This window comes from Halomonas sp. H33-56 (genome assembly GCF_040147035.1).
In the GTDB taxonomy this organism is placed as follows: domain Bacteria; phylum Pseudomonadota; class Gammaproteobacteria; order Pseudomonadales; family Halomonadaceae; genus Halomonas; species Halomonas litopenaei.
The window spans coordinates 1,975,870-1,988,270 of record NZ_JAMSHP010000001.1; the positions used below are offsets into that span (position 1 = coordinate 1,975,870).

10 protein-coding genes and 3 pseudogenes are annotated in these 12,401 nt (G+C 56.4%); 9 read left to right on the forward strand and 4 right to left on the reverse strand.

The genetic code is table 11. The features are described 5' to 3' along the window. Positions 1–26: 26 nt before the first annotated feature. From NFH98_RS20995 to NFH98_RS08565, 3 genes and pseudogenes are all read left to right on the forward strand, one after another. Positions 27–215 (forward strand): annotated as a pseudogene (locus NFH98_RS20995) (IS30 family transposase); the annotation flags it as partial. A gap of 64 nt (positions 216–279) precedes the next feature. Beyond that, positions 280–1,599 carry an O-antigen ligase family protein gene (locus NFH98_RS08560; RefSeq protein WP_349622528.1) on the forward strand — a complete coding sequence of 440 codons (1,320 nt, stop codon included), beginning with the start codon at positions 280–282 and terminating at the stop codon, positions 1,597–1,599. 244 nt (positions 1,600–1,843) lie between these two features. Then, positions 1,844–1,957: pseudogene (locus NFH98_RS08565) on the forward strand (transposase); the annotation flags it as partial. Positions 1,958–2,076: 119 nt separating this feature from the next. On the opposite strand, the gene NFH98_RS08570 reads toward NFH98_RS08565, so the two are convergent. Beyond that, positions 2,077–2,238 carry an integrase core domain-containing protein gene (locus tag NFH98_RS08570; RefSeq protein ID WP_349622529.1) on the reverse strand — a complete coding sequence of 54 codons (162 nt, stop codon included), beginning with the start codon at positions 2,236–2,238 and terminating at the stop codon, positions 2,077–2,079. 176 nt (positions 2,239–2,414) lie between these two features. Here NFH98_RS08570 and NFH98_RS08575 point away from each other — a divergent pair, with 176 nt between their 5' ends. Next, complete coding sequence (locus tag NFH98_RS08575) at positions 2,415–4,094, forward strand: IS1634 family transposase (protein ID WP_349622530.1); 1,680 nt, start codon at positions 2,415–2,417, stop codon at positions 4,092–4,094. Between the two features lie 61 nt (positions 4,095–4,155). After that, positions 4,156–4,362, forward strand: a pseudogene (locus tag NFH98_RS08580) (IS66 family transposase); the annotation flags it as partial. A 47-nt stretch (positions 4,363–4,409) separates the two neighbouring features. Here NFH98_RS08580 and NFH98_RS08585 read toward each other — a convergent pair. Together NFH98_RS08585 and NFH98_RS08590 are read right to left on the reverse strand one after the other, a co-directional pair. Continuing rightward, entirely contained in the window at positions 4,410–5,756 is a 1,347-nt protein-coding gene (locus NFH98_RS08585) for a PIG-L deacetylase family protein (RefSeq protein WP_349622531.1), read from the reverse strand. Next, on the reverse strand, positions 5,740–6,927 hold the full coding sequence (locus NFH98_RS08590) for a glycosyltransferase (RefSeq protein ID WP_349622532.1): 1,188 nt from the start codon (positions 6,925–6,927) through the stop codon (positions 5,740–5,742). Before NFH98_RS08590 ends, NFH98_RS08585 begins: the two co-directional genes overlap by 17 nt. 293 nt (positions 6,928–7,220) lie before the next feature. Between NFH98_RS08590 and NFH98_RS08595 the strand changes: the two genes are divergently transcribed. The 4 genes from NFH98_RS08595 to NFH98_RS08610 all read left to right on the forward strand — a co-directional run bounded on the left by NFH98_RS08595 (position 7,221) and on the right by NFH98_RS08610 (position 11,701). Beyond that, a complete protein-coding gene (locus NFH98_RS08595; protein WP_349622533.1) occupies positions 7,221–8,318 on the forward strand; it encodes a glycosyltransferase in 1,098 nt (365 codons plus the stop codon). A gap of 75 nt (positions 8,319–8,393) precedes the next feature. Then, positions 8,394–9,416, forward strand: a complete 1,023-nt coding sequence (galE, locus tag NFH98_RS08600; protein ID WP_349622534.1) for a UDP-glucose 4-epimerase GalE — start codon at positions 8,394–8,396, stop codon at positions 9,414–9,416. A gap of 189 nt (positions 9,417–9,605) precedes the next feature. Beyond that, a complete protein-coding gene (locus tag NFH98_RS08605) occupies positions 9,606–10,733 on the forward strand; it encodes a glycosyltransferase (RefSeq protein ID WP_349622535.1) in 1,128 nt (375 codons plus the stop codon). A gap of 11 nt (positions 10,734–10,744) precedes the next feature. Beyond that, entirely contained in the window at positions 10,745–11,701 is a 957-nt protein-coding gene (locus tag NFH98_RS08610) for a glycosyltransferase family 2 protein (protein ID WP_349622536.1), read from the forward strand. On the opposite strand, the gene NFH98_RS08615 is transcribed toward NFH98_RS08610, so the two are convergent. Then, complete coding sequence (locus NFH98_RS08615; protein WP_349622537.1) at positions 11,665–12,399, reverse strand: lipopolysaccharide kinase InaA family protein; 735 nt, start codon at positions 12,397–12,399, stop codon at positions 11,665–11,667. The two genes, NFH98_RS08610 and NFH98_RS08615, sit on opposite strands and share 37 nt — an antisense overlap. Positions 12,400–12,401: the final 2 nt, after the last annotated feature.

Genomic DNA, 12,401 nt, shown 5'->3' on the forward strand with positions numbered 1-12,401 from the left:
TGTCCACTTTTGTTGGGCAAGATCAGATCGCCGGCGTCGCCGACCGGCTGAGGGAGGAATGGAGCCCGGAGCAGATCAGCGGTTTCATGGCGCCCTTATCTGGCTTAGGAGTCAGTCACCAGTGGATCTACGCCTGGATCTGGGATGATAGGGCTCGTGGTGGCGATCTCTGGCAGCATCTCCCTCAGCCCAAGCGACGCAGCAACCACCGTGCCTAGGCGAGGTTGCCTACAAGCTCTTATTTTTCAATTTCCTATATGTTCTAGATATGGACGTTGCATGATATTTTATACGAGAAATTTTGATTGTAAGGTCCCTCGCAATTTTTTAGCGTGTGGCATTTTGCTTGTTTTTTTGTACTCTTTTTTTCGAATTTTTTATCCTCCTGTTGGTAGCTTTAGTGAAACCGCTTTTGCTATAACTGGTTTGTTTTCACTTCTGTATTTTTCGAAATTTTTGCGGTTTTCATTTCCCGTTTTTCTCCTTTTTCTAGCATTGTTATCTCAAACGTTGTCTTGGGTCGTTAACTATATTGAAAACCCAGATTGGGTTGCTGATAATCCTCAGATAGATAGACTGGCAAAGATTTTTATTTTTATATCAGTTGCTTGGTGGCTCAGAGGGAGTGCAAATAAAGTTATTTTTTCTTGGTTTCTAGGGCTCTTGGGTGCAGTTGTTGGAATTTGGAGTCAGAGTGATGGTGTCTCAGAGTGGCTATTAGGCTTGGAGGGCGTTCGGGTAAATTTAGGGGTAAGGAATTGGCAGCATTCGGCAATGCTGTTGGGTGTTTGTTTTATCGGGTTGTCCGTTTTTTTTCCTAGGATTATTGCGACAGAAAAGTATAGAACCCTCAAATGCCTATTTTGGGTGGGAGGACTTCTGTATTGTCTCATTGGATTATATATAACTCAAACAAGGGCTGTGTTTGTAGGTCTTTTGTTAGGGTTTTTGACTTTTTTCTTTGTTTTTTTCTTTGCTACTGAATTTAAGAGTATTTTGTTCCGTCCCCTGAGGAATCGAATTATTCTGATGTTCTCTTTGATCATTGGGATTTCCTTGTTGTTCCTCTATAGTGCTGGAGGGAGAATACTTATAGAATTTTCGTATATTCTACCTAAGATTTTTGATCTTCAGTTTCCACTTCCTGATACTAGTTTAGGTGTCAGGATTAATACATGGGTTGCTGCATTTCCATGGATATCTGAAAAGCCTTTTTTTGGTTGGGGAGGCTCCGCTAGGGGGCTTGTTATTGATCATACTCCGTGGTTGTCCGAGTGGACAAAGGAGAATATTGGGCATCTACATAACTACGCCCTGGAAGTCCTAGTTTCATATGGTGTTTTTGGTTTGTCGATAATATCGGCGCTTTATGCTTGGTTTGTTTTCGTCGTATATAAGTCTTGGAGAAAAAGATATATATCGGGTGATATAGCAGCATTTGGATTGATTTTTCTCGTTTACTGGATTTTTATTAACCAGTTTGAGTCCTATTTGTCTTTTTGGACTGGTGTTTATGTTCATAATTTGATTTTTGGCGGTTTTGTTTCAATCTATTGGTTGGGGTGTTTAGGAGAAAGAATTGATTCATCAGAAAAATGAATTGTCGCTTGCTAAACTAGCTTGGCAGTGGGGGTGTAGGAGGCGCGAATATTCCCGAGCATCCGCTGGTCCTTGAACAACCGCTCTGACAATTGCCTATGTAAAAAGACGTAGTGATCTTACCCAAGACCATTGAACACCCCGTTAAGGAACTATGGACTTCCCCGGCTTCTTCTGGACACTTCTGGCCTATGATTTGAGCATAGGAGGAAGTGCCATGAGCAATCAGATATATACCCCCTAAATCAAGAACGAGGCGGTTCGGCATGTGCTGGATCGCGGCTACCCCGTCGCCGATGTGGCCGAACGGCTCGGTGTGTCGGCTCACAGTCTGTACAAGTGGGTGAAGGCGGTGAAGCAAGTCTACGCAGAGCTGTAATGGCCCCCTGGTTTCTGCACACCTCATCCAGTTAATGCGAGGTGTGCTCGGGGTGCCACATAGCCCAGAGACTGATGTGGTCGCTCTTCGTTGTAGTATCAGATCCAGCGCTCGATCACGATTCTGGCTTGGCCCAGCGACTCGAAGCGATGCTGCCAGATGCACTCCTCCTTCAAGGATCGGAAGAAGCGCTCCACGAGTCCGTTCTGTTCCGGTGTATACGGCGTCGTGAACTCCTGGGTGAGACCATAGGCCTTCACCGTGCCCGTGTAGTGGCGGCCCCGAGTTCGACACTTTCAGCCCGATTTTGGCCTGAAACCGGCCCCTGTGGTCTGAGAATTCAGTGACTTATCGAATCGTGGCCAACATTCTTGTAGTGACACGTTTTTCTCGTGGTACCTTGCCAATAGCTGAGTAGGCTGTCTATGGTGGTGACATGTTCGTCAAAGTCACCAAATCCGGGCCGCGCCGCTACGTGAAGCTCGTCGAGTCTTACCGCGACGAAGCTGGCAAGTCGCGGCAACGCGTGATCGCGACGCTGGGACGCCTGGAAGCCGTCACGGCGGGGGAATCCAGCGCGCTGATCAATGGCCTGCTGCGCGTCTCCGGCCAGCCGACGCTTGAAGACGGCACCGGCGAGACCGACTTTGCGCCGGCGCGATCCGTTGGCGATACCTGGCTGCTGACGTCGCTCTGGAAAGAGCTTGGATTGGATGACGCCTTCCGGCGGGTGCTACGCACCAAGCGGCAGTTCGATGCCGAGCGGCTACTGCGGGTCATGGTATTCAATCGGCTATGCGATCCCGAATCGAAGCTCGGTGTGCTGCGCTGGCTGGAAGATGTACTGGTGCCCGATGTCGATACAGCCTCGATCAGCCATCAGCACCTGCTGCGCACCATGGACACGCTGTCGAACTGCAGCGAAGCCCTCAATAACGTGCTGGCACAGCAGCTCAAGCCGCTGATCGATCAAGAGCTGTCGATCGTCTTCTATGACCTCACCACGATCCGGGCAGAAGGCAGTACCTCACTCGATGGTGATGTTCACCATTATGGTCCCTCGAAGGAGGGCGGGATCGCCCGACAGTTCATGCTGGGCGTCGTGCAGACGGCGGAAGGCCTGCCCATCCACCATGAGGTATTCGATGGCAACGTCGCGGAAACCAAGACGCTGCTGCCGACCATCGAGACCGTGGTCAAGCGCTTCAACGTCCGCCGTGTCGTGCTGGTGGCCGACCGTGGGCTGCTCTCCCTCGATAACCTGGAGGCCTTGTCAGCCGTGCGTGTCGAGGGACGCCCCCTCGAGTTCATCCTGGCGGTTCCGGGTCGCCGCTACAGCGAGTTTGATGATCTGTTGAAGGTGTTTCATCAGACCCACTGCCAGGACGCCGACACCGAAGCCTATGGCGAGATGGCATGGCAGGATCACCGGTTGATCGTGGCGCACCGGCCGGAAGTCGCCAAGGTGCAGACGGCGGCGCGCGATCAAAAGCTCGAGGCACTGCACGCTGATGCTCGCCAGTGGTTCGAGAAGCTGGATAACCAGGATACCGGGCGTCGCTATCGCGGCAGAAAGCTCTCTGATGCCGGCGTGACGGCCAGGTTCTACAAGGCCGTCACTGATGCTCACCTCGGGCATATCCTGAAGGTCGACCTGACGGCCGAGACGTTTAACTACGTGCTGGATCAGCGAGCGCTCGATCGCGCCAGGATGCTGGATGGCAAGCTGCTGCTGGTCACCAATATGGCTGATCATGAGCCACAACAGATCGTGGAGCGCTACCGGGCGCTGGCTGACATCGAGCGCGGCTTCCGAGTGCTGAAGAGCGACATCGAGATCGCGCCGGTCTACCACCGGCTACCGGATCGCATCCGCGCTCATGCGCTGATCTGCTTCCTCGCCTTGGTGCTCTACCGGGTGCTTAGGATGCGACTGAAGGCGAGCAGTCATCCGCTGTCGCCGACGCGGGCACTGGAGATTGCCCGCAAGATCCAGTTCCACCAGGTCCTGCTCCACCGTCGCGAGACGGCGAGCGGCCTGACCAAATTGAAGCCTGAACAGCGCGACCTTTTCGAGGCGATTGGCCTGCCGGCACCTGCTGCATCACGCTTGTAGTGCCAATTTTGAAAACGCGTTTCCAGGATAATCAGTAGGTTATGCTTCTAACTGTCGAACTCGGGAGGCCCAGTCGCTGAGCGCTGAAGAACGCCAATGGCGACGCGACACCCGAGCGAGGCCTATCGCCGACGCGCTACACCGCTGGATGCTGGCTCACCGCGAGAAGGTGCCCAACGGCTCGGCGACGGCCAAGGCACTGGATTACAGCCTGAAGCGCTGGGTAGCACTGACACGCTACCTGGATGACGGCGCGGAGCCTGTCAACATAGATGTCCATGACCACGGCGGCCTGCGCTTCGCGGTCCATTGTTGTCACTCATTTTCTCCGTCTGGTGGCTGCACTATAGCCTCTGGAGTTTTGGAGGTACTCACACCACATCTCCTGAGCACGAAGTTTTCGTGAGCCTTGATATGGGTCTGGAAGAAATCATGACCACCATAGTCATTCCAGTCTGCAGGGGTGATTCCGCTCAGTAACCTCTTCAGCTTGCGTTTTAGTTGTCGCTCTAGCCCTGGCGTGCCTCCAAGATCGTGCATGGAGTGCAGTGCCAGGGCTTTTTGTTTCTGGATTTCCATACTAAGTGGAAAGCTGGCGATCTTGTCGTCTCGCGGTGATGGTGTGCCGGTTTGGGTTGGCCACACTCCTGCGGCGGCGTGAGCGGGGCCTCTTGGGAAGCCGCGGGTGCTCTTCAAATGGTTGGCGTATAGCAAAAGGTGGTCAGGGACATGTCCACTTTGTTCGATGGCTGCCTGAAGGTGTCGGGTGCTGGCGATATGGTCGGCATGAGGGTCGATGTCGGTGTGGGGCGTAATGATGGTGGTCGGTTTGATTTTGTTTAGTAACGATGCGAGGTCGCGCTGGAGATTTTCCCCAGTATTTTGCGCTTGCCCGTCGGTTGGGAGAGACAGTTTGTTCCACTGGCGATAGGCGTCGGGTGTGATTGCCGGCGCTGAGTACGAGGGCACGACGGTACCCGACTCCTCATACAGCTCTGCAAGGGTGTCGTTGAAGTAGCCTAGCATGATGAGTTGCTCTGCCGACACACCGGCGAGCAGCGGGGTGGTGGCGCTATTCCAGGCGCGAATAAAGCCTTTACGTTGTGAGGCTTCTTCTAGTGAATCATCGAGCCCTGGCCAATATTGCTTGTCGAGGCGTTTGAGGCGCTCGCCCGCAGTGATGGTGACGATCCAGGTGTTCTTGGGGTACTGGCTGTAGACACCAAAGGCAGCGAGTTCGGCGTCATCAGGGTGGGGCGCGATGATAAGGAGCGGTCCGCTTGCCAGGTCCGGATTGCGAAAGCCGAGTAGAGTGGCGTCCGCCTCAAGCGTCAAATGTTTCAGCGTTAACTGGAGTTGGCCGAGTGACTCTATGCCTGTGAGGTTGATCAAGCGCTTGCCGGTCTCGTTGGGCTCGAGATACTGGGTGAAGAGTTCCGTAGCTTGGCTTTTGCTTCGGTCAAAGATGGTGACTGCTGGCAACTTCCAGCGGGACGTCGCCCGGTAGCGTACCTCCAGCATCCAAGTGTTGGGTTGAACGTCGCCCGGGTTTAGTGAGGCAATGGTGGGGTCAGCCAACTGAATATTGCCATTGTCGTCGATAGTGGCCTTGCATTCCCAGTCGGGTGCGAGGGGGAGGTGGTGGTCACGCAGGATGGGCATAGAGGCGTTCCGAAGGGGCTTCTGTCAGTGCCATAAGTTGCGCGATAACACTTTGCGGTTCAAATACTTTGATCATCTTCTCGTCGACGATGAGAGGGTCTTGAACAGCTTCGAGAAGCTTTTCGGCAAGGCCAGCATCGCTGGGCTCGGCCAGTAGTCTAGCCTGTGGGCCTGTTAACACCTCGCTAATGCCGCCTGGTACCTTGCAGGCGACGCACTGGGTTCCGAGGGCCAGGGCTTCGATCAAGACGATACCGAGTCCCTCGAAGTCGGAGCTGAGCACGAGGGCGGTTGCGTCTTTCATCCAGGGGTAGGGGTTGTCCCGTTGCCCCAGAAAGTGGACCCGGGCGGCAAGACCGAGACCCAGTGTCATCTCTTCAAGGTGGCGACGTTCGGAGCCATCGCCGATGATCACCAGATCGTGGTCGAGGCCTTCATTCACCGCCTGGTGGTAGGCCTTAAGTAGCCGTTGCTGGTTCTTCACTGGAACGAGTCGTGCAACATGTACAAGGTAGGGGCTGGGGATGGCCGGTTCTGCTGGTTCTGTTGCCTTGCGGCGTATGGCTTCGATCGGTACCGCGTTGTAGAGAAGTTCACTCCTGCTGACTTTGACCCCTTGGCGCTCCAGATAGTCGCCGACTTCCTGCTGTACCCCTCTGGAGACGTGAAGTAGTTTCTTGCCCTGGTACAAGGTTCTCGTCAGCCAGCGGCCTTTGGCGGTGTTTGGAAATCGCCCTGTCACGGCCTCGACGACGCGCCATGTGCGTTCGTCATCGAACGCCCAAAGGTTTTCGAAGGCGCCTTGGCCTCGAATCAGGATCAGGTCGAAACGACCATGTTGAGCTTCCAGCGTTGCCACATAGTCTTTGAAGGTGATCGAACAGCGCCTGCCGCGCCAGACGAATCCCGATTGCTTGATAAGAGGAGACAACAGCGCCTTGTCGGCAAGATGGATGAAGCGACCGAGGCCATTGCGACTCTCCCGGTCTATGTCGTATTGGTGGAGCCTGCAGGTTTCTCTATCGGCTGACGAGACTGCCCCCTTGAGGACCAGCAGGTGAGCCTCATGGCCGTCGTTCTGCAGCGCCCTTGCCAGGGTTCTTGTGGCCTGCTCTATCCCGCCCATGCCCATTCTCCTTAGCACGAGCAGAACACGCTTTTTGTCCTTCATGCTCCCGGTCCCAGCTTTTTCTTCGATTTTTCGTTAGTTTAGCAGGTGATTGGTCGGTGTGAGTGGCCAATATTGCGCGATATATGATCCAGCATAGTCGTCCTACGGGTCGGGGCGGCCCATGGTGAGAGGGGTAAAGGAGGTTAGGAAGCTTCGCCGTTGATGTTTCGCGAGCAGTCGGCTCGAACCTGCATAGCATTGTGTGGTCTCATTGGGCACTTTTGCGATGGCAGGATATAAGGGCGCCTATCATGAGAACGCTGGTGGTGGTGAGATCGCTCAAGATGGGCGGGATGGAGCGGGTGGCGGTCAATCTGGCAGATGCTTTTCATGAGGCAGGCTATGAAAGCCATCTGGTGCATTTTCGTAAGGTTAAGCGCCCGCTGAGTCCGGAGCATTCCGAGGTCAAGGTGCATCACCTGCCGCTTCAGCAGCGCAATCGCTTGACGCTGATCGGCTATGGTCTCGAGGTGTTGGCCCGTCTGTTACTCAACCCGCTTATAGGCAGGGCGCTGTTCCTGGGGCTTGGAGTGATGGGCGGAGTCGTGTTCCGGCACTGGTTGAAGCGCTTCGAGCAAGAGCATGGAAAAGTAGACCGCATCGTGTTTCGGGGTATCGGTACCTTCGAACTGGTCTGGAGCTTCCGCGATAAGCGTGCCCGCTACGTGCTCGAAAATATCTTCCACTTCAATGGCGCCAGTCGTCGTAAGGCACTGTTTGCTCGCTGCCTCTACCATCGCCGGGATCTCGTGGCAGTGTCTCAGGGGGTGGCAGACAGCTTGCGCAAGGCGCAGACACTCTGGAAGTTTCGCCCACGCTCTCTCACGGTGATTCCCAACCCTTGTCCGCTACGCTCGATCCGTGAGGCGATGGTGGATGCCAATGACGCCTTACCATCCGAGCCATACCTTTTGAATGTGGCGCGTCTGGTGCCGGCCAAGGGACAAGACCTGCTACTGCGTGCCTACGCGCGATCCGGTACTAGCCTGCCGCTGGTGCTGGTAGGGGATGGTCAGGAACGAGATAGCCTGGTGGCTTTGGCGAATGAGCTTGGCATCGCTGACAAGGTCATCTTCGCCGGCAATCAGCACAACCCTTACCCCTGGATGGGTCACGCTCGGTTGTTTGTGCTCAGCTCGCGTTTTGAAGGCATGGGCATTGTGCTGTTCGAGGCGCTGGCCTGTGGTACGCCGGTATTGTCGGTGGACTGCCCGGGGGGCGTGCGTGAGATTCTCAAGGGTGAGCTCGAGACCAGTCTGGTTGAGCGTAGCGAGGAAGCCCTCGCTGCCGGGATCACCGCTGCGCTCGAAGGGCCCAAGCCTGAAGTGCGTGAGCAATGGCTTGACGACTTCAGACCTGAGCGAGTGGCACAGTCCTTCGTTGCTTGCTGAAGATAGTATTCAAGACGTTTCTAATTTTGGCAGTGGATATAGTAACTGCCAGACAATGTCGTAAGGACGAATAGAATGAAGGTATTAGTCACCGGTGGAGCCGGCTATATCGGGACCCACACCCTGGTCGAGCTGATCGCCGCCGGGCATGAGGTCGTTGTCTACGATAACTTCTGCAACAGCTCACCCAGGGCTATCGCCAGGGTCGAAGAGCTGGTCGGGCAGAAGGTGCCGGTGGTGCGCGGTGACATTCGTGATCGCGCCTGTCTGGACAGGGCCTTTGCCGAGCACTCGGCGGAAGCGGTGATCCATTTCGCAGGGCTGAAGGCCGTCGGCGAAAGCTATCGGCAGCCGCTTTCCTACTACGACAATAACATCACCGGCACCCAGCGCTTGCTCGAGGCCATGGAGGAGGCTGGGGTCCGATCGATCGTGTTCAGTTCCTCCGCCACGGTCTACGGTGAGGACGCACCGGTGCCTTACGTCGAAGCCATGGGCCGAGGCAGACCTTCCAACCCCTATGGCGCGACTAAGGCCGTGGTGGAGCAGATGATCGAGGATCTGGTCCGGGCCGACGATCGCTGGTCCGCGTCCTTGCTTCGCTACTTCAACCCGATCGGCGCGCATCCCTCCGGGCGTATCGGTGAGGATCCCCAGGGTATCCCCAACAACTTGCTGCCGTTTATCTCCCAGGTGGCGGTGCGGCGTCTGCCGGAGCTGTCCATCTTCGGGGATGACTATCCAACCCGGGACGGCACCTGCGAGCGTGACTATCTGCACGTGGTAGATCTGGCTGTGGGGCACGTCAAGGCGCTGGAGGCGATGAAGGAAATGACATCGTCGGGTGTCGCAACCTATAACCTGGGCACCGGCAGGGGCACGACGGTCCTCGAAATGGTCTATTCCTTCGAGCAGGTGACGGGGCAGCGGGTACCGTATCGCATCGCTACGCGCCGGGAAGGCGACCTGCCTGCCTTCTGGGCAGACGCCTCGAAGGCAAGATTGGAGCTTGGCTGGAGTGCCAGGAAAACGCTGGAAGACATGATGCGGGATAGCTGGCGTTGGCAGTCGGCCAATCCTGAGGGGTATGGAGGCTAGTTGTGATTTCTATTTTGGCTGGCGTGGCGCATGGCTGCGGCTTCCGTCTAGTGCTGTAAAAACTGCGCTAGAACGCTTGTTTTGTGTTTAAGCACATCAGTTGCGCACGTTAGGGCCAAGTATCTGTTCTCGTGAACGTAAGAAGCCGCTGATGATAGGGAGCTCCTTTCTTGGTCGGATGCTTCCTGCATGTCTTCTCGCAGCGTATTACGCGTTCTTTTTATCGTGGATCATCTGGACTCAGGCGGAGCGCCTGTAGTGGTCAGGGATCTGATCGCTGGCATGGTCAGCGCTGGTGCAGAGGTCACCCTGCTGATCCTGAGTGACCGACAACGTCACCGTCTGCCTGCTGAGGTGCACCTGGTGACGATGCCCTATGTGGTCAAAGGGAACCTCAGCAAATGGATGCGCTATCGGGCCCACGCGAAGATGCTGGATCGCTGGTTGAAGGAGCAAGAGCACGCCTTTGATCTGGTGTACGCGCACCTGCACCACGCCCATCAGGTGGTATCGCGCTCAGGGCTCAGGGACGTCGCCTGGTATTGCCTGCATGCCGACCCGGTGATTGGCTTTCTTGGTAACAAGCATGGTTTCTCGCGGTTATTGAAGAAGCGCAAGGTGCGTGCCTTGTACCAGGGCCGCAAGCTGGTCACCGTATCTCAGGCGATGCTGGATCGATTGTGTCTGCACTTTGGTGTGACGCCGTCTCGTGGCGTGGCCATCCATAATCCGGTCGCCATCGACAATATTCGTCGCTTGGCGGGTTGTGCCGTCGATGACGTGCCTGACGACTACCTCATCTATGTGGGGCGAATGTATATGCGCCAGAAGCGTCTGGACCGGCTGCTCGACGCCTACCTGGCCAGTGGCACCGCCTTGCCATTGATCATGGTAGGTGGAGGGGCGGGGCTCGACGAGGTCAGGTCGATGGTAAAACAGCGCCAGTTGGAGGGGCGAGTCCTCACCCTGGGGCCCCGGGAAAATCCCTATCCGTATATCGATCGGGCGCGAGCGCTGCTCCTGAGTTCCGACTATGAGGGGTTTCCGCTTGTTCTGCTCGAAGCTTTGGCCTGCCAGACCCCTGTGATCAGCGTCGATTGTCCCACTGGCCCGGCAGAGATACTGACGGACGACTTGGTGCCTTGGCTAGTGCCCCTCAACTGCATCGAGGCATTTGGAGCCTGTATTGCTCGCCTGGTGAATGACACGCCGCAGATTGATGCCACCCAGTGCGAGCACTATCGACTGGAGAACGTCGTCGAGCGTTACCTGGCGCTTAGCGACGACCACAGAGGCGCAGTCGATTTGGCCCCCTGACGCGGCACATCTTGTTATACTCCGTTGCGAATTTTTCTTCAGGTGGTGGCAAGGCTGTGGAGCAATACGGTGTCAGCGTCGTTATTCCTTCGTACAACCGGCGTGATGCGGTCGTACGTGCCCTAGACTCCGTGCTGAGCCAGGATTACCCGAATCTCGAGTGTATCGTGGTCGACGACGCCTCGACCGATGGCTCAGGCGAGATGCTGCGCGGCCTGGCCGGTGAGCGGGAAGCGCTGCGCGTTATCGAGCTTGAGCAGAATGCCGGTCAGGGCGCTGCCCGCAATGTGGGGGCGCGTGCTGCGCGGGGACGGTGGGTCTGTTTTCTTGATTCCGACGACGAGCTTCTGCCGGGCTCCATCGAGAGCCGGGTCTCGGTGTTTATCGAAGACCCTGAATTTGATGGCATCGCCTTTGGTGGCAACATCGTTGCGGGCAAGTCCGAGGTGCTGTTTCCCGGCTCTGTCGAGAAGGGGGAAGACATCTCGCTTCAGGACTATCTGAAAGATCGCGGCTGGCTTCACACCAACGCATTCATGATCTCGCGCGAGCGGTTTCTTGCGTTGGACGGGTTCCGCGAAGACCTGCGACAGAAACAGGACGTGGAGTTCTTTATTCGAGCGCTGTGTCGGGTCAACGCCAGATACTGCGGCCAGGCCTGTTCGAAGATGCACGATCTCGGTGATGTGCGTGCCCGCAATCACCATGAACGTATCGCCCGCCAGGGGTATCGGTTTATCGATGCCGTGCGCACCAATCCCGAAGTGCAGGGGCGCGTGGAACCTGACCTGCTCAAGGACCTGGTCAGTCGAGGCGTATCCACCTACCTCAGTGCCCTGTACCGCACCGGTCAGTATTCTCAGTTCCGCAAGGCGTTGCGACGCAGCGTCCGTCAGGGAGAGCTCTCGCCGAGCTCGCGTTGGCTGAAACGCTACCTGCTGTCCTGGCTGAGATCTCCGTCGAACTGATCCAGGTAGTGGTGGAGTCGGTTGGAGACTTCCTTGAGGTTGTCGTGGCCACGCAGCTTGTTGGGTGTCAGCGAGTCTTCCAGCAGGCGCCATCGCTTGGCCGTCTGGCGTGGCAGGGGCCTGACGTGGGCGTCGACCCAGGTAAAGTCACCCTGCTTGTCGATCAGCAGGTTGTTGAAGTGAAGGTCCCTGTGGACAAAGCCTGCCCGGGCCAGTTGGGCCACCTCTTTGCTGAACTTGTCGAGAAAGCTTTTCTGCTGAGGGCGGGGGAGTTGATCAAACACATCGCCCGCCGTTGTTGCACCGCTGACCCGTTCCATCAATAGAAGTGAGGCGTTTCTGTTGAGCGGATTAAGGCTCAACCCCCAGCCGTGGAACCGTGGTGTGCGCAGTCCCGCCTGCTTGAGGATGCGCATGCTGAGGTATTCCTTGCGCGCATCCGACTGGCCCAGCCAGCGTTTTTCGAGGTAGTCGCGCGTCAACCACTTGAAGGGCTCAAGCGTCTTCGAGAACTTGTCCGGCACCACCTTGGCCAGAATTCTGCCGTCCTGGGAGACAAAAAAGCGGCTGGAGCCCACCGCCTCGAAGGCGGCGGTTGTCGTGGTCTGAGACAGCGCAAGACGCTCCGGCAGGTCCCGGGTGTGGAACATCAGGTAGCGCCGGCGCCGGTCGTTGAAGGGAATATCCAGAAGCTGCATGG

Excerpts from the sequence above, each read along its gene's own strand:
- NFH98_RS08590 (WP_349622532.1), bottom strand. The coding sequence starts at position 6,927 with ATGAAGGACAAAAAGCGTGTTCTGCTCGTGCTAAGGAGAATGGGCATG.
- NFH98_RS08575 (WP_349622530.1), top strand. The coding sequence starts at position 2,415 with ATGTTCGTCAAAGTCACCAAATCCGGGCCGCGCCGCTACGTGAAGCTC.
- NFH98_RS08560 (WP_349622528.1), top strand. The coding sequence starts at position 280 with ATGATATTTTATACGAGAAATTTTGATTGTAAGGTCCCTCGCAATTTT.
- NFH98_RS08585 (WP_349622531.1), bottom strand. The coding sequence starts at position 5,756 with ATGCCCATCCTGCGTGACCACCACCTCCCCCTCGCACCCGACTGGGAA.
- NFH98_RS08615 (WP_349622537.1), bottom strand. The coding sequence starts at position 12,399 with ATGCAGCTTCTGGATATTCCCTTCAACGACCGGCGCCGGCGCTACCTG.
- NFH98_RS08605 (WP_349622535.1), top strand. The coding sequence starts at position 9,606 with ATGTCTTCTCGCAGCGTATTACGCGTTCTTTTTATCGTGGATCATCTG.
- galE (WP_349622534.1), top strand. The coding sequence starts at position 8,394 with ATGAAGGTATTAGTCACCGGTGGAGCCGGCTATATCGGGACCCACACC.
- NFH98_RS08595 (WP_349622533.1), top strand. The coding sequence starts at position 7,221 with ATGGAGCGGGTGGCGGTCAATCTGGCAGATGCTTTTCATGAGGCAGGC.